Source organism: Paraplanobispora siamensis (genome assembly GCF_016863175.1).
Classification (GTDB): Bacteria; Actinomycetota; Actinomycetes; order Streptosporangiales; family Streptosporangiaceae; genus Planobispora; species Planobispora siamensis.
This window is the reverse complement of the sequence record NZ_BOOJ01000024.1, coordinates 1-15,817: the sequence shown is the minus strand read 5'-3', so window position 1 is coordinate 15,817 and position 15,817 is coordinate 1. Positions and strand designations below refer to the sequence as shown.

At 71.1% G+C, this 15,817-nt stretch carries 13 protein-coding genes; 4 read left to right on the top strand and 9 right to left on the bottom strand.

The features are described 5' to 3' along the window. Window positions 1–17 precede the first annotated feature (17 nt). The 3 genes from rimO to Psi01_RS13135 all read right to left on the bottom strand — a co-directional run bounded on the left by rimO (window position 18) and on the right by Psi01_RS13135 (window position 5,004). Complete coding sequence (gene rimO, locus Psi01_RS13145) at window positions 18–1,427, bottom strand: 30S ribosomal protein S12 methylthiotransferase RimO (RefSeq protein ID WP_204064275.1); 1,410 nt, start codon at window positions 1,425–1,427, stop codon at window positions 18–20. 73 nt (window positions 1,428–1,500) lie between these two features. Continuing rightward, window positions 1,501–2,382, bottom strand: coding sequence for a helix-turn-helix domain-containing protein (locus tag Psi01_RS13140; RefSeq protein WP_239127580.1), 882 nt, complete (start codon window positions 2,380–2,382; stop codon window positions 1,501–1,503). Window positions 2,383–2,463: 81 nt separating this feature from the next. Next, window positions 2,464–5,004, bottom strand: a complete 2,541-nt coding sequence (locus Psi01_RS13135; protein ID WP_204064274.1) for a DNA translocase FtsK — start codon at window positions 5,002–5,004, stop codon at window positions 2,464–2,466. Between the two features lie 264 nt (window positions 5,005–5,268). Between Psi01_RS13135 and Psi01_RS13130 the strand changes: the two genes are divergently transcribed. Continuing rightward, the gene (locus Psi01_RS13130; RefSeq protein WP_204064273.1) at window positions 5,269–6,765 is read left to right on the top strand and encodes a sodium:solute symporter family protein; all 1,497 of its coding nucleotides are present in this window, start codon (window positions 5,269–5,271) and stop codon (window positions 6,763–6,765) included. 114 nt (window positions 6,766–6,879) lie between these two features. Here the strand turns inward: Psi01_RS13130 and Psi01_RS13125 are convergent, their stop codons facing one another. Then, on the bottom strand, window positions 6,880–7,065 hold the full coding sequence (locus Psi01_RS13125; protein WP_204064272.1) for a tautomerase family protein: 186 nt from the start codon (window positions 7,063–7,065) through the stop codon (window positions 6,880–6,882). Window positions 7,066–7,116: 51 nt separating this feature from the next. Between Psi01_RS13125 and Psi01_RS13120 the strand changes: the two genes are divergently transcribed. Continuing rightward, window positions 7,117–8,049: a sugar kinase gene (locus tag Psi01_RS13120; RefSeq protein WP_204064271.1), complete on the top strand. Its 933-nt coding sequence runs from the start codon at window positions 7,117–7,119 to the stop codon at window positions 8,047–8,049. 74 nt (window positions 8,050–8,123) lie between these two features. On the opposite strand, the gene Psi01_RS13115 is transcribed toward Psi01_RS13120, so the two are convergent. The 5 genes from Psi01_RS13115 to dapA form a co-directional block, all read right to left on the bottom strand. Continuing rightward, window positions 8,124–8,888 carry an IclR family transcriptional regulator gene (locus tag Psi01_RS13115; RefSeq protein ID WP_204064270.1) on the bottom strand — a complete coding sequence of 255 codons (765 nt, stop codon included), beginning with the start codon at window positions 8,886–8,888 and terminating at the stop codon, window positions 8,124–8,126. A gap of 17 nt (window positions 8,889–8,905) precedes the next feature. Continuing rightward, window positions 8,906–9,661, bottom strand: a complete 756-nt coding sequence (locus Psi01_RS13110) for an SDR family oxidoreductase (RefSeq protein WP_204064269.1) — start codon at window positions 9,659–9,661, stop codon at window positions 8,906–8,908. Further along, window positions 9,661–10,464, bottom strand: a complete 804-nt coding sequence (kduI, locus tag Psi01_RS13105; RefSeq protein WP_204064268.1) for a 5-dehydro-4-deoxy-D-glucuronate isomerase — start codon at window positions 10,462–10,464, stop codon at window positions 9,661–9,663. The genes Psi01_RS13110 and kduI overlap by 1 nt, the downstream gene beginning before the upstream one ends. Before the next feature lie 201 nt (window positions 10,465–10,665). Further along, window positions 10,666–12,351: a ribonuclease J gene (locus Psi01_RS13100; protein WP_204064267.1), complete on the bottom strand. Its 1,686-nt coding sequence runs from the start codon at window positions 12,349–12,351 to the stop codon at window positions 10,666–10,668. A gap of 166 nt (window positions 12,352–12,517) precedes the next feature. Then, window positions 12,518–13,444: a 4-hydroxy-tetrahydrodipicolinate synthase gene (dapA, locus tag Psi01_RS13095; protein WP_204064266.1), complete on the bottom strand. Its 927-nt coding sequence runs from the start codon at window positions 13,442–13,444 to the stop codon at window positions 12,518–12,520. A 416-nt stretch (window positions 13,445–13,860) separates the two neighbouring features. On the opposite strand from dapA, the gene Psi01_RS13090 reads away from it, so the two are divergent. Both Psi01_RS13090 and Psi01_RS13085 read left to right on the top strand, forming a co-directional pair. Next, on the top strand, window positions 13,861–14,586 hold the full coding sequence (locus Psi01_RS13090) for a GntR family transcriptional regulator (RefSeq protein ID WP_204064265.1): 726 nt from the start codon (window positions 13,861–13,863) through the stop codon (window positions 14,584–14,586). Window positions 14,587–14,841: 255 nt separating this feature from the next. After that, window positions 14,842–15,555 carry a JAB domain-containing protein gene (locus Psi01_RS13085; protein WP_204064264.1) on the top strand — a complete coding sequence of 238 codons (714 nt, stop codon included), beginning with the start codon at window positions 14,842–14,844 and terminating at the stop codon, window positions 15,553–15,555. Window positions 15,556–15,817 lie beyond the last annotated feature (262 nt).

Below are 15,817 nucleotides of genomic sequence, written 5' to 3'. Positions count from 1 at the left end.
CCGGCCCGGCGGCGCACTCATGGTGCGACCTTGATGCGTGCGATCAGGTCGACCCCCTCGGAGTCGACGACCACGGCCCGGACGATCTGCCCGGGGACCAGCCCGATGCCCTGCACCGTGACGGAGCCGTCGACCTCGGGCCCCTGGTGGGCCGCACGGCCCTCGTAGCCGCCGTCGCCGAGGTCCTCCTCGATGAGGACGTCGACCTCGGTGCCGATCCGCTCCTCGGCCCGCTGGGCCATGAGCTCCTCGGCCAGCTCGGTGAGGGCGGCCACACGGGCGTCCACGGTCTCCTGGTCCAGCTTGCCGGGCAGCGTCGCGGCCTCGGTGCCCTCCTCGTCGGAGTAGCCGAAGACGCCGATCACGTCGAGCCTGGCCTCCTGCAGGAAGCCGACCAGCTCGGCGAACTCCTCCTCCGTCTCGCCGGGGAAGCCGACGATGAAGTTGGAGCGCACACCCGCCTCGGGGACCAGGGCCCGGATGCTCTCCAGCAGGCCCAGGAAGCGCCTGAGGTCGCCGAAGCGGCGCATCCGGCGCAGCACGGAGCCGCTGGCGTGCTGGAAGGACAGGTCGAAGTACGGGGCCACGCCCTCGGTCACGGCGATCGTCTCCAGCAGGCCCGGGCGGAGCTCGGCCGGCTGCAGGTAGCTGACCCGCACCCGCTCGATCCCCTCGACCGCCGCCAGGGAGGGCAGCAGCTTCTCCAGCGCCCGCAGGTCGCCGAGGTCCTTGCCGTAGGAGGTGGAGTTCTCGCTGACCAGCACGAGCTCCTTGACGCCCTCCGTGGCCAGCCAGGCGGCCTCGGACAGCAGCTCCTCGGGGCCGCGCGAGACGTAGGCGCCGCGGAAGGCGGGGATGGCGCAGAAGGTGCAGCGCCGGTCGCAGCCGGAGGCCAGCTTCAGCGAGGCCACCGGCCCGTCGCCCAGGCGCTTGCGCAACGGCCTGGGGCCGCTGGCCGGGGCCAGGCCCTCGGGCAGCTCGCCGTGGCCGGGGATGCTGGCCTTGGGGGCCGCGGCACGCTCGACCGGAGAGATGGGCAGCAGCGTCCTGCGGTCGCGCGGGCTGTGCGGGACCAGCGGCCGGCCCGCCAGCACGTCGTCCAGGCGCGTGCCGATCTCGGTGTAGTCGTCGAAGGAGATGACGGCCGCCGCCTCGGGCAGGGCGTCGGCGAGCTGGTCACCGTACCTCTCGGCCATGCAGCCCGCAGCGACCACCTTGGCCCCGGAGTCGGCAGCGGCGAGCAGCGTGTCGATGGAGTCCTTTTTCGCTGAGTCGATGAAGCCACAGGTGTTGACGACGATGACATCGGGGTCGTCGTCGCCCAGCTGCCAGCCGGCAGCCTCAAGCCGCGCGGCGAGCTCCTCGGAGTCGACCTCGTTGCGCGCGCAGCCCAGTGTGATCAGCGATGCGGTTCGGCGGGATGACATGGTGAACACTACGGTATCGGGAGTTGGCCACTACCCGATGCACCTCCCCCGCTCCAGTCCCCCGCCCGGGAACTCAGCCGGTCTTCGCGGAGGCCTTGTAGTAACGCTGGATCCGCTGTCCCGAGCGACCGGGCGAGCCCACCTCCTTGCCGTTCACCTGCAGGGAGACGGCTCCCGCGTCGCCGAAGGTGACCCGCACCCCTGCCTTGGCCTTCCACACGGAGGTTTTACCCGCCTTCAGTGTGCCGGCGAACAGCCGGCGCCCCTTGGAGTCCCTGACCTGGAGGCTGGAGGAGCGCTTGGCCTTCACCTCGAGCACGACCGTGTCGCTGCGGCTGCCGGCCGCCAGAGCGGTCGCCTGCCGCGGCTGTTCCGGCGCCAGCGCCATGGAGGGCGACGACGAGGGAGGCGGTATCGAGCTCGCCTGCATCTCCGCCGTGGTGGTGTCCCCCGCCCCGCCCATCGTCTTCACCACGCCGAACACGACGATGACGGCCAGCGCGACCCCCATGGCCATCGACCAGTTGGGCGAGCGGCGGTCACGGATCTTGATGGGCCTCTCCACCTGGAAGACGCTGGCCGCCCGAACCGGCAGCGGCACGCCGCCGTGCAGCTCGTCGAACTCGTGCACCAGGGCCTCGGCGTCGAGGCCGAGGATCGAGGCCAGGTTGCGCACGTGCCCCCGGGCGTAGAAGTCTCCCCCGCACGGGGAGAAGTCGTCCTTCTCGATCGCGTCGATCAGCGTCTCGCGCACGCACGAGCGCGCGCTCAGCTGCTGCACGCTGAGGCCCGCCGCCTGGCGGGCCTCCGCCAGAACGGCGCCGATGCTCTTGCGGGCGTGCCGCGGCTCCGCCGTCCCGTCCTCACCGTGGTCCCCGCTGTGGTCCCCGCTGCGGTCCTTTCGGTGGCCCCCGCCGTAGTCCTTGTCGCGCCCTTCCGCCCCCGCTTTTCGCACGTGTGTACGCCTCCCCCGTCCCCCGACGCTGCGTAGTCACTCTCATTCAAGCAGTAACGGTTGAAAAGGGGGAGAGGGGGGTCATTCTCCGCGCAGATCGGCGAGCAGCCCCGGAAGATCGTCCGGTTTGACCAGCACCTCGCGGGCCTTGGACCCCTCGCTCGGACCGACCACGTTGCGGCTCTCCAGCAGGTCCATCAGGCGGCCCGCCTTGGCGAAGCCCACCCGCAGCTTGCGCTGGAGCATCGAGGTGGAGCCGAACTGGGTGGTCACGATGAGCTCGGCGGCCTGGATCAGCAGGTCGAGGTCGTCGCCGATGTCCTCGTCGATCTCCTTCTTGGCGGTGGCCGCCGCGGCGACGTCCTCGCGGTACTCGACCGCCATCTGCGCCTTGCAGTGGGCGACGACCTCCACGATCTCCTTCTCGGAGATGAAGGCGTTCTGCAGGCGCATGGGCTTGCTCGCGCCCATCGGCAGGAACAGCGCGTCGCCCTGGCCCACCAGCTTCTCGGCGCCCGGCTGGTCCAGGATGACCCGGGAGTCGGCCAGGGACGAGGTGGCGAAGGCCAGCCGGGAGGGCACGTTGGCCTTGATCAGGCCGGTGACGACGTCCACGGACGGCCGCTGGGTGGCGATCACCAGGTGGATGCCCGCGGCGCGGGCGAGCTGGGTGATGCGCACGATGGAGTCCTCGACGTCGCGGGGGGCGACCATCATCAGGTCCGCCAGCTCGTCGACGATGACCAGCAGGTAGGGGTAGGGCTGGTAGACCCGCTCGCTGCCGGGCGGGGGGACCAGCTTGCCCGCGCGCACGGCCTTGTTGAAGTCGTCCACGTGCCGGAACCCGCTGGCCGCCAGGTCGTCGTAGCGGCGGTCCATCTCCCCCACAACCCACTCCAGGGCCTCGGCGGCCTTCTTGGGGTTGGTGATGATCGGCGTGATCAGGTGCGGGATGCCCTCGTAGACGCTCAGCTCCACCCGCTTGGGGTCGACCAGCACCATCCGGACCTCGTCCGGGGTGGCCCGCATCAGGACCGAGGAGATCAGGCCGTTGACGCAGACCGACTTGCCCGCGCCGGTGGCGCCGGCGATGAGCAGGTGCGGCATCTTGGCCAGGTTGGCCACTATCGTGCGGCCCTCGACGTCCTTGCCCAGGCCCACGATCATCGGGTGGTGGTCGGCCTGGGCCACCTGCGAGCGCAGGATGTCGCCGAGCGAGACCAGGTCCTTGTCGGTGTTGGGGATCTCGACGCCGATCGCCGACCGGCCCGGGATGGGCGACAGGATCCGCACGTCGGCCGACTTGACCGCGTAGGCGATGTTCTTGGTGAGCGCCGTCACCTTCTCGACCTTGACCGCCGGGCCCAGCTCGATCTCGTAGCGCGTCACCGTCGGGCCCCGGGTGAAGCCGATCACCTGGGCGTCGATCGAGAACTGCTCCAGCACGCTGGTGAGCGCGTTGACGACGACCGTGTTGGCCTTGGTCTGCGGCTTGGGGGCGCTGCCCGGCCGCAGCAGCTGGGGGTCGGGCAGGGTGTACGGCCCGGCCTGCGGCGAGAGCACGAGCTGCTCGACCTTGCGGGGCGCCGGGGTGGGCGCGGGGGGCTCGCTCCTGCGGGCCGGGGGCTCCTCCTCCGGGTCCACCAGACCCGGCACGATCTCCGGCGAGTGGTCGGCGAGCTTGTCCGCTCCGTCGGCGATCACGGGCGTGTCGTAGGGCTTGACGCCGTCGCGGCCCTCGCCCTCCTCCTGCGGGTCCCGGGCCGGGCCGCCGCCCTTCTTGCGCGCGGGCCGCCCGGCGGGCGCGCGGGGGGCGCGCGGCGCGGCCGGGACGTCCCGGGTGAAGAGCATGTGCCTGATCTCGGCCAGCCGCTCGGGGATGCGGTGCACCGGGGTGGCGGTGATGACCAGCACCCCGAAGCCGGACAGGAGCAGCAGCAGCGGGATCGTGATGAAGACCGGCAGGATGCTGTCGGGCGGCGCGGAGACGACGAAGCCGATCATGCCGCCCGCGGCCGACACCTTGTCCATGCCGTCGGTGGCGCCGCCGGAGGGGTACGGCGTGCCGTTGGCGACGTGCACGACGCCGAGCACGCCGATCGTCAGGGCGGAGCACCCGATCATCATCCGGCCGGTGTCGGTGTTCTGGTCGGGGTGGCGCAGCAGCCGCCAGGCCAGCAGCGCCAGGAAGATCGGGACCAGCCAGGCCAGCGCCCCGAAGACGCCGCGCATGACGGTGCCGACCACCTCGGAGACCGCGCCCGTGGGGGTGCGCCAGGTCATCGCGGCCAGCACGATCGCCCCGGCGATCACGGCCAGGCCCAGGCCGTCGCGGCGGTGCACCGGGTCGAGCTCCCGCGCGTTCCGGCCCAGGGCCCGCGCCGCGCTGCCGATGCCGCCCGCCAGCAGCATCCAGATGCCCACGAAGAGCTTGCCGATCATCGTGAAGACCCAGCCGATCGGGTCGGGCTGGGAGGTCGCGGGCCTGCGGGCGGGGGACTTCGGCCGGGCGCCGGAGGCCCGCCTGGCGGAGGCCGTACGGGCCTGAGCGGGCCTCGAACGGCCGGCGGCTCCCTTGCCCGGGGGCTTTCCTTGGGCGCCTTTAGACGTACGGGTGGCCATGGTAGGGAGGCTAGCCACGAGACGGGTGGTTCGCCCGCAGGCACGCCGAGGGGGCGGGAAGATCCCGTTTCGGCAGCCCGGCCCGGCAGCCCGGAAGGCGTCCACCCGGTGAGCGGGAAAGTCTCATTCAGGACACGGCCGCCATGACCTCACAGGCGGATCCGCCGCACTTTGCGAAGAAGGAAACCGCATTCCGTCCCATGTATTGACATAGCGTTTCATGTAGTAGAACCTCCTTGCCAACAGGACGTTGGGAGGAGACACATGTCCGTACTCGACTGGTCCGTTCTGGGCGCGTACTTCCTCGTGATGGTCGGCATCGGCGTGTGGTCGAAGGGCCGGATCCGGAACGTGGTCGACTTCTTCACCGCAGGCGGCCGGATCCCCTGGTGGCTGTCCGGCATCTCCCACCACATGTCGGGCTACAGCGCGATCATGTTCGTGGCGTTCGCCGCGGTCGCCTACAACTACGGCCTGGCCATGTATGTCTGGTGGGCCCTGACCATCGGTCTCGGCGTCGGCATCGGCGCGTTCGTCTGGGCGGCCCGCTGGAACCGGCTCCGCTCCAAGCACGGGGTGGCCTCGCCGCTGGAGTACCTGGCCCGGCGCTACAACCTGCCCACCCAGCAGGTGCTGGCCTACAGCGGCGCGTTGCTGAAGGTCGTGGACATCGCCGCCAAGTGGGTGGCGATCGCGGTGCTGCTGCGCGGCTTCGCCGGGATCCCCATCGCCTGGGGCATCCTCATCACCGGGGCCGTCACCCTGGTCTACATCACCGCCGGCGGCCTCTGGGCCGACGTGCTCACCGACTTCGGCCAGTTCGTCATCCAGGGCGTAGCCGGCGTCGCCATGTTCGTCGCGATCATGTCCCACCTGGACGGTGTCTCGACGTTGTGGACCATGTGGGACAAGCTGCCCGAGGGCCACGGCGACCCGTTCGCCGGGCCGTACACCACGACGTTCTTCCTGGCCATGCTGTTCATCAAGACCTTCGAGTACAACGGCGGCATGTGGAACCTCGCCCAGCGCTACATGGCCTCGCCCTCAGGCTCGGCGGCCAAGCGCTCGGCGCTGCTGTCCAGCGCGCTGTGGCTGGTCTGGCCGCTGATCCTGTTCATCCCGATGTTCGCCGCCCCGCTCATCGTGCCGGGCCTGGCCAACGCCGAGGAGGCCTACGTACGGCTGGCGCAGACCCTGCTGCCGCAGGGCGTGATCGGGCTGGTGCTCGCGGGCTTCTTCTCCCACACCATGGCCATGGTCGCCTCCGACGCCAACGTGATCTCCTCCGTCGTCACCCGGGACATCGCGCCGGTGCTCGTACGCAAGGTGCGGGAGCTGTCGGAGCGGGCCGAGCTGACCTTCGCCCGGGTGACGACGTTCACCTTCGTGCTCATCAGCATGGTCATCGCGATCTCCACCGAGGGCCAGGGGGTGGTCCTGAAGATCGTCGTGGATCTCGTCGCGGCCACCATGGGGCCGATCTCCATCCCGCTGATGCTGGGGCTGCTGCCCTGGTTCAAACGGAGCGGACCGACCGCCGCGATCGTCTCCTGGGCCGCGGGACTGGGCGTGTGGGCCTGCATCAAGTGGATCGTGGAGTCCAAGGACACCGCGATGGTGGTGGGGGTGCCGCTGGTCACCTCGCTGGTCCTCTACGTGGCCATCGGCCTGCTGAAGCCGGAGAACACCCCGGACCGCGACGCGCTGGTCGACTCGCTCGACACCGACCCCGAGGCCGAGCGGGCCACAGCGACCGCCTGAGCACACGATCGCTTGAGCGCACGACCGCCTGAGCACAACGAGAAGGGGGCCGGATCATCCGGCCCCCTTCTCCATGCCCCGAGGCCCCGCAAGGCCCCGCAAGGCCCTCACCGGCTATTTGTCGGACTCCAGAACGCCGCCGTTGGCCACATCGGACTTCTCGATCTCGGTGAAGACGATGCGCACCGCCTCACGGCGGGCCTTCAGCACGTCGACGGCGGCGTCGGTCACCGCGGCGACGAACTCCCTGCGCTGATCCAGGGTCCTCCCCGAGAGCAACTCGACGGTGATGTTCGGCATACTGTCCTCCAGCTCAATGTTGTCGCATAACATGAGACCACATTCCATTACATGAAACAAGGAGCCGCCGTGGACGTGATCGTGCTGGGCGAGCCGCTGGTGGAGTTCTCCGCCGACCAGGCGCTGACGGAGGCCGTGAGCTTCCGCCTGTCCTTCTCCGGCGACGCGCTCAACGCCTCCGTCGCCGCCGCGGCGCAGGAGGCGCGGGTGGCGCTGGTGACCCGCGTCGGCGCCGACGAGTTCGGCGAGCGCCTGAGCGCCTTCGCCGCCGCCAGGGGCGTGGACACCCGGTGGACGACTCCCGGCGAGGGCTCCACCGGCGCCTACGTGCTGGGCGCCGACCCCTCGGGAGAGCGGGCCTTCTGCTACATGCGGTACGGCAGCGCCGCCTCGCGCATGGACCGCGGCGACGTCGACCGGTCCCCGGTGGCCGGGGCCCGGGTGGTGGTGCTGGGCGGCATCACCGCGGCGCTCTCCGCCTCCTGCGCGGACGCCGTACGGCACGCCGCCGCGACGGCCTCGGGACGGGTCGTCTACGACGCCAACTTCCGCTCCCGCCTCACCACCCCCGAGGCCGGGGCGGCGGTCCTGCGGGACGTGGCCCCGCACGCCGCGGTGGTCAAGATCTCCTCCCCCGGCGACGGGCAGGCGCTGCTCGGCCGTACCGACCCCGAGGAGATCGGGCGCGCCTGCCTGGAGATGGGCGCGGCCGCCGTGGCGGTGACCATGGGCGGGCAGGGGGTGCTGCTGGCCGAGGCCGGAGGCGGGACGACCCTGATCCCCGCCTACCCCGTCACCGAGGTGGTCGACCAGACGGGTGCGGGCGACGCCTTCACCGGCGTCATGGCCGCCTGGCTGGCCCGGGGCGAGAGCCTGCCCGACGCGGTCAGGGCGGGGGCCGCCGCCGCCTCGGTCAACCTCACCGGCCGGGGAGGCACCGGCCGCGTCGCCACCCCCGACGAGATCCGCAAGCTGATCGGCTGATCACCCCGCGCCCTCGGCGGCCGCAGAAACTCGTCACAGGCTCGTCAGGGGTCCGGGAAGACCGGCACGGGCGGTCAGCGGCCGGCCGCGGGCTGGGGCGCGCCGAGCGCGGCGGAGACCTCGCGGGCGGCCGCCACGACCTCTGGGGCCAGGCGCTCCAGCTCCTGCGGGGTCATGTCCATCTTGAGCGCGGAGACGGAGATCCCGCCCAGGACGAGGCCCGTGTGGTCGAAGACCGGGGCTCCCACGCACAGGATCTCGGGCAGGTTCTCCTCCTCGTCGAAGGCGTAGCCCTGCGCGCGGACCTCGGCCAGGTGGGTCAGGAGACCGTCGACGGTGGTGATCGTGTTGGGGGTCATCCCGGGCAGCCCGGTGCGGGCGCAGATCGCGCGCACCTCCTCGGCGGGCAGCTGGGCGAGGATCGCCTTGCCGATGGCGGTGCAGTGCAGGCGCAGGCTCATCCCGACGCGCGAGGGCATCTGGTACGGCCGCCGCCCCTCCAGCTTGTCGACGTAGACCGCCTCGTCACCGCTGCGGATCGCGAAGTGCGTGGTGTAGCCGATCTTCTCGTGCAGGGCGCCCAGCGCCCCGGACGCCTGGCGCGCCGGGTCGAACCGGTTCATCACCCGGCCCGCCAGGGTGAGGATGCGCGGGCCGGGCTCGTAGCCCCCGTTGCCGTCCGCCCGCGCGAACCCCCAGTCCACCAGCGACTGCAGGATGCGGTGGACGGTCGACTTCGACACGCCCGTCGCCGCGGCGATGTCGGTCACGCGGTGGTGCTCGGCGAGAGCCTCCAGCACCGCCAGCGCCTTGTCGATGGAACTGCCTTCCCTGACCACGCCCGAAAGCCTAGTGGTCAGCGGGCCAGCCATCCCCCGTCGACCGCCAGCACGTGCCCGTTGACATAGTCGGAGGCGCCCGAGGCCAGGAAGACCGCCGCGCCCACGATGTCCTCGGGCACGCCCCACCGGCCGGCGGGGATGCGCCCTCTGATCTCGGCCTCCCTGACCGGGTCGGCGCGCAGCCGCTCGGTGTTGTCGGTGGCGATGTAGCCGGGGGCGATGGCGTTGACCTGCACCCCCGAGGCCGCCCACTCGACGGCCAGCGCCTTGGTCAGCCCCGCCACGGCGTGCTTGGCCGCGGTGTAGCCGGGCACGTTCAGGCCGCCCTGGAAGGAGAGCATCGACGCGATCGTGATGATCTTCCCGGTTCCCCGGGCCAGCATCCCCGCCCCTACGGCCTTGCTGAGCAGGAAGACCGCGTCGAGGTCGACGTCGAGCACCTCTCGGAAGTCGGCGTAGGAGTGCTCGGCGGCGGGTGCCCGGCGGATCACCCCGGCGTTGTTGACGAGCACGTCGATCCTGCCGAGCGTGGCCGCCGCCTCGGGGATCCGGCCGGGCCGCGACAGGTCCAGGACCCACCGGGAGGCCTGACGGCCGGTCTTGCGGACCTCGGCCTCGACCTCGTCGAGGTCGTCGTCGCGCCCGTGCAGCACCAGGTCGGCCCCGGCCTCGGCCAGGCCCACGGCCAGCGCCCGGCCGATGCCCGTGCGGGCCCCGGTCACGAGCGCCGTCCTGCCCTCCAGCGAGAACATCTCCCCCGGTGCGGGCATCAGCGCAGCTCCCCGATCGCGACCTGCTCCATGTCGTCGTAGGCCTGGTTCTCCCCGCCCATCGCCCACACGAAGGAGTAGCTGCGGGTGCCGAAGCCGCAGTGCACCGACCAGGGAGGCGATATCACCGCCTGCCGGTCGGCGACCACCAGGTTGCGGGTCTCCTCGGGGCGTCCCATCAGGTGGATCACCCGCTGGTCCTCGGGGAGGCCGAAGTAGAAGTAGACCTCGGTCCTGCGCTCGTGGGTGTGGCAGGGCATGGTGTTCCACATGCTGCCGGGCTCCAGCACGGTGACGCCGAGCACGAGCTGGCAGCTCTGGACGCCCTTGGCGTGGATGTGCTTGTAGATCGTGCGGTCGTTGGAGCCCTCCGCGCCGCCCAGCCGTACGGGCTCGGCGTCCTCCAGCGTGCTCTTGGCCGTCGGGTGCTCGGTGTGCGCCGGGGTGGAGACGAGATAGAACGCGCCCTCGTCGAAGGTCACCTCGCGGGCCCCGCGGCCGACGTAGAGACACTCCTTGCCCCCCAGCTCGTACGGCGTGCCGTCCACCGTCACCACGCCGGGCCCGCCCACGTTGACCACGCCCAGCTCGCGCCGCTCCAGGAAGTGCTCCGCGCGCAGCGGATCGGGGTTGGGCAGGCGCGCCGGCCCCACCGCCCCGCCCACCGCCATCCGGTCCTCGTGCGAGTAGACCAGCCGCACCTCACCGGGGGCGAACAGGTCCTCCACCAGGAACCGGGCGCGCAACCAGTCGGTCGTCGCCCCCGGGATCTGATCCGGCGCCGTGGCGTGCCGTACCTCCATCGCCCCTCCACGTCCCGCTCGTGTTCCGACTCTGTCTTCACTGAGTTTGTTTCATTACACAGAATGAAAAATTGCTACATGAAACGATAGGAGCATACAACGACACCGCCTCCCGGCGCATCAGGCCGGGAGGCGGTGTCGGAGACGACAGGGTGCGCGGGCGGGAGCACCCCGGTCCGCGTCGCCGTACGGGCGGGCGGCTCAGACCTCGACGACCACCGGGATGATCATCGGGCGGCGGCGGTAGGTGTCGCTCACCCAGCGGCCCACGGTCCTGCGGACCACGCGGCGGATCTGCTGGATGTCGACCACCCCGTCGGCGGCGTTGTCCTCCAGGGCCCTCTCGACCTGGGGGATGACCTCGTCGAAGCGGTCGGGGTCGATGCCCGAGCCGCGGGCGTGGATCTCGGGCCCGGCCGTCAGCTTGCCGGTGTTCGAGTCGACCACGACGACGATCGAGATGAATCCCTCCTCGCCCAGGATCCTGCGGTCCTTCAGCGCGAAGTCGGTCACGTCGCCGACGGAGGTGCCGTCCACGTAGACGTAGCCGGCCTGGACGGCGCCCGAGATCCGCGCGCGGCCGTCGATGAGGTCGACCACCACGCCGTCCTCGGCGATCACGATGTGGTCGTCGGGCACGCCGGTCAGCGCGGCCAGCTTGGCGTGCGCCCGCAGGTGCCGCCACTCGCCGTGCACCGGCATGAAGTTGGACGGCCGGGTCAGGTTGAGCACGTACAGCAGCTCACCCGCGGCCGCGTGCCCGGACACGTGCACCTTGGCGTTGCCCTTGTGCACGACGCGGGCGCCCCAGCGGGTCAGCCCGTTGATCACCTTCGTGACGGCCGTCTCGTTGCCGGGCACCAGAGAGGAGGCCAGCAGCACGGTGTCGCCCTCGGCGATGCGGATCGGGTGGTCGCGGTTGGCCATGCGCGACAGCGCGGCCATCGGCTCGCCCTGGGAACCGGTGCAGATCAGCACCACGTCCTCCGGCGGCCAGCCCTCGATCTCCTTGGAGTCGACGATCAGGCCCGGCGGCACCTTCAGGTAGCCCAGGTCGCGCGCCACACCCATGTTGCGGACCATGGAACGGCCGATCAGCGCGACCTTGCGGCCGTGCCTCTCCGCGGAGTCCATGACCTGCTGGACGCGGTGGATGTGGGAGGCGAAGCTGGCCACGATCACGCGCTTGGTCGCGGTGCGGACCACCTCGTCGATGACCGGCGCGATCTCCCGCTCGCTGGTGACGAAGCCCGGCACCTCGGCGTTGGTGGAGTCGGACATCAGCAGGTCGACGCCCTCGCGGCCGAGCCTGGCGAACCCGCCCAGGTCGGTCAGGCGCCCGTCGCTGGGCAGCTGGTCCATCCGGAAGTCGCCGGTGTGCAGGACGATGCCCGCGGGCGTCCTGATCGCGACCGCCAGCGCGTCCGGGATCGAGTGGTTGACCGCGAAGAACTCGCAGCCGAACGGCCCGAACCGGTGCCGCTGCTCCTCGGCGACCTCGACCTTGACCGGCTGGATGCGGTGCTCGGTCAGCTTGGCCTCGATCAGCGCCAGGGTGAGCCTGGAGCCGACGACCGGGATGTCCCGGCGTTCGCGCAGGAGGTACGGCACCGCGCCGATGTGGTCCTCGTGGGCGTGCGTCAGCACCACGGCCTCGACGTCGTCCAGGCGGTCGCGGATGTAGTCGAAGTCGGGCAGGATCAGGTCGACTCCGGGCTGCTCCGGTTCGGGGAACAGCACTCCGCAGTCGACGATCAGCAGGCGGCCGTCGAACTCGAACACCGCCATGTTGCGGCCGATCTCCCCGAGCCCGCCCAGCGCCACGATGCGCAGCGCGCCCTCGGGAAGCGGAGGAGGCGGGCCGAGTTCGGGATGGGGGTGACTCATCCGGTCACACCTCTCTCACATGTACGAACTCACATGTACGAACGAACCTCCCGGACGACCGGACTGCCCCCTCGCCGAGCACTCCGGACTCCATCGGGTCCCTGCGTCGGTCGTTCAAACCGTCGTTCCTCCCTCCAGCGGCTCTCTGCGGCCGCGACGTTCCGTTTCATGCCACGACCCCGTCGGACAGCTTCACGCCGCCCGCGACGAGGTCCTCGCGCAGTCGCGCGATCTGCTGTTCGGTGGCCTCCACCAGCGGCAGCCGCGCGGGCCCCACCGGCCGGCCCACCAGCGCCAGCGCCGCCTTGGCCATGATCGCTCCCCCGGCCTGCATCATGATCCCGGTGACGACCGGGAGCAGGCGGCGGTGGACGGCCAGCGCTCCGGCGACGTCGCCGGAGCGGTACAGCTCCATCATGGTGGCGATCTCGGCGCCCACGACGTGGCCCACGACGCTCACGCATCCGGCGGCGCCGACCGAGAGCCAGGGCAGGTTCAGGGTGTCGTCGCCCGAGTAGAAGATCAGGTCGGTGGCCGCCATCACCTGCGACCCCGCGAAGAGGTCGGCCTTGGCGTCCTTCACCGCGACGATGCGCTCGTGCTGCGCCAGCCGGATGAGGGTCTCACTCTGGATCGGCACGCCGCTGCGGCCGGGGATGTCGTAGAGCATGACCGGCAGCCCCGTGGCGTCGGCCACGGCGGTGAAGTGCCGGTAGAGCCCCTCCTGCGGGGGCTTGTTGTAGTACGGCGTGACCACCAGCAGGCCGTGGGCCCCGGCGCGCTCGGCGGCGCGGGCCAGCTCGATGCTGTGGTGGGTGTCGTTGCTTCCCGCTCCGGCCACCACGACGGCGCGGTCGCCGACCGCTTCCAGGACGGCGCGCAGAAGGCGCTCCTTCTCCTCGTCGGTGGTGGTCGGGGACTCGCCCGTCGTGCCGCTCACCACGAGGCCGTCGTTGCTCTGCTCGTCCACCAGGTAGGTCGCCAGGCGCTGCACCGCCTCGTAGTCGACCGCGCCGTCATCGGTGAACGGGGTCACCATGGCGGTCAGCATGCGGCCGAAGGGGGCGTCGGAGGTCGTCATTGGTGCTGCCATAGACGGAACGGTACCCGGATCCGGCGGAACGGTGGACGCCGCCACCCCGCTCCGCCCGCCCGGCGGGGTGCTCACGGCCGTGTACGGGCCCACCGAACGGTCAATAATCCCAAAGAAGCACTAATAACCCATAACTCTACTTTTATGGGACATTTCCCGATCAAAGCCCCAGAACTTCCTCCGCGCACGCGAAAGAGGCCGCCGATATGTGCTCGGGGGTACACACATCGACGACCTCTACCGTTCAATCGGGGACGCCCACGGAGGCGTTACACGATCTCCGAGAGATTTTTCCCTTCCGAGAGAAGGCCTGTGGAAGGGCCTAAAGTTGGAGCTCCAAATTACCGCCATTACCCTGAGTTTTCCGCCGAATACGCCAGGATGGGGCATCGTCCAAGAACCTTGGGATGGATCACGTGGCAAGTTCCGATCCGGTCTACCTGCGCGTCGTCGCAGACATCCGCCGCCAGATCGTCGACGGATCACTGCCCCCCGGCGCCCCGATCCCCTCGCGAGCCCAGCTCACCCGTAAATACGGCGTCGGTGAAACCGCGGCACGCCACGCGTTACGCGTGCTCGCCGCCGAAGGCCTCATCGTCGGCCGCGTCGGCTCCGGTCACTACGTCCGGGCCAGACCCGTGCTCCTGCCGCTGTACCGATGGCGGTTCCACGACAACCGCGTCCCCTTCGGGGCCGACCTGCCGTCGCAGGGCGCCCGTACCACCTGGGACTGGCGCGCCGAACCCGCCGAGGCCACCCCCGACATCGCCCAGCGCCTGCGCCTGAAGGAGTCGGCCCCCGTCACCCGCATCCGCTACGTGTTCCGCGGCGACGGCAAACCCGTCCAGCTGGCGACCTCCTACGAACCCGCCGGGCTCGGCGAGCCCGTGTCGGACGAGACCCAGCGGGCCCTGATCAACCGCATCTCGTCGGCCGGCATGAAGATCACCGAGGTCGTCGAGGAGGTCTACACGCGCGTGCCCCAGCCCTCCGAGAGCGACGCGCTCGCCCTCCCCGCCGGCGTGCACGTCCTGCACGTCGAACGCACCCACTGGGCCGGCGACCGGCCCGTCGAGACCAGCGACATCGTCATCCCCGGCGACCGCTTCCGGCTGGTCTACTCCCACTCTTTACACCCCTGAGGCGCTCCCCGCACGACCGAGGCGCCCTCCGCGTCCCTGGCGCTCCTGCGTCCTCGGCGCCCCCTGCGTCCTCGGCGCCCTCTGCGCTCCTGAGGCCTCCCCCGCGCTCCTGAGGACCTGCCCGGCCCCGCATCCCCGGGCAGGATCACCTGAGCCGGACCGGCGCGTCCGCGCGGACCCACGGTGATCACGCCGGCACGGAATGTCGGCACCCGCTGGTAGAACGGGGACGGTTTCCCACGCCGGAGGTGCCGATTGCGCGTCAAGGACATGCCCCCGAGCGACCAGCCGCGCGAGCGGCTCCTGTCGACCGGGGCGGCGGCCCTGGCCGACCGCGAGCTCCTGGCGTTACTGCTCGGCTCGGGCAGCCGGGGCGCCAACGCGATCGAGCTCGCCTCCCGCCTGATCGCCCACTGCGGCGACCTGCGCGGGCTGGCCCGCTCCGACGCCCACCGCCTGATGACGGTCCCGGGCGTCGGCCCGGCCAAGGCGGCCCGGGTCGTCGCCGCCTTCCATCTCGTACGGCAGGCGCAGAAGGAGCCGGAGCGCCACCGCGTCACCTGCTCGGGCGACCTGGCCGCGGTCGCCTCTCCCCTGCTGCGCTGCCTCGGCCACGAGCGCGTGGTCGCCGTGGTCTGCGACCCCGGCGGCTCCGTGATCCGGCGGGTGATCGTCAGCGAGGGCGGCAGCGACCACGCCCTCGCCCCCGTCCGCGAGATCGTCACGACCGTCCTCACCTCCGGCGGCGCCTCCTTCGGCCTGGCCCACAACCACCCCAGCGGCCGCCTCGACCCCAGCCCCGCCGACCTCGACGTCACCGCCCGTCTGCGCCGAGCCGCCGAGACCGTGGGCCTGCGCTTCCTCGACCACCTGATCGTCACCGACACCGCCTGGCGCCGCATCCCGGATCCCGGGGACACACCGAACCTCCCGGACCCCCTGAATCTCCCAGAGCCGTCAGCCGGGTGAGTCCCGAAGCGGCAGGGGGTGCGCCGGTGCGCGCCGCGCAGACCCGGCTGCGGGATGCGCCCGCCGGCAGGGCGGGTGCTGCCCACCCGTGAGGCGGGTCCGCGGCAGGGCGGGTGCTGCCCACCCAGGCTGCGCCGACGATGCCGAGCCCACCCACGACACCGGGGCATCCGACCACTCGGACATGAGGACGCCCCAACACCAGAACACCCGACCACTCAGATGCGAGGACACCCGAACACCAGGACACCGGAGCACCCGG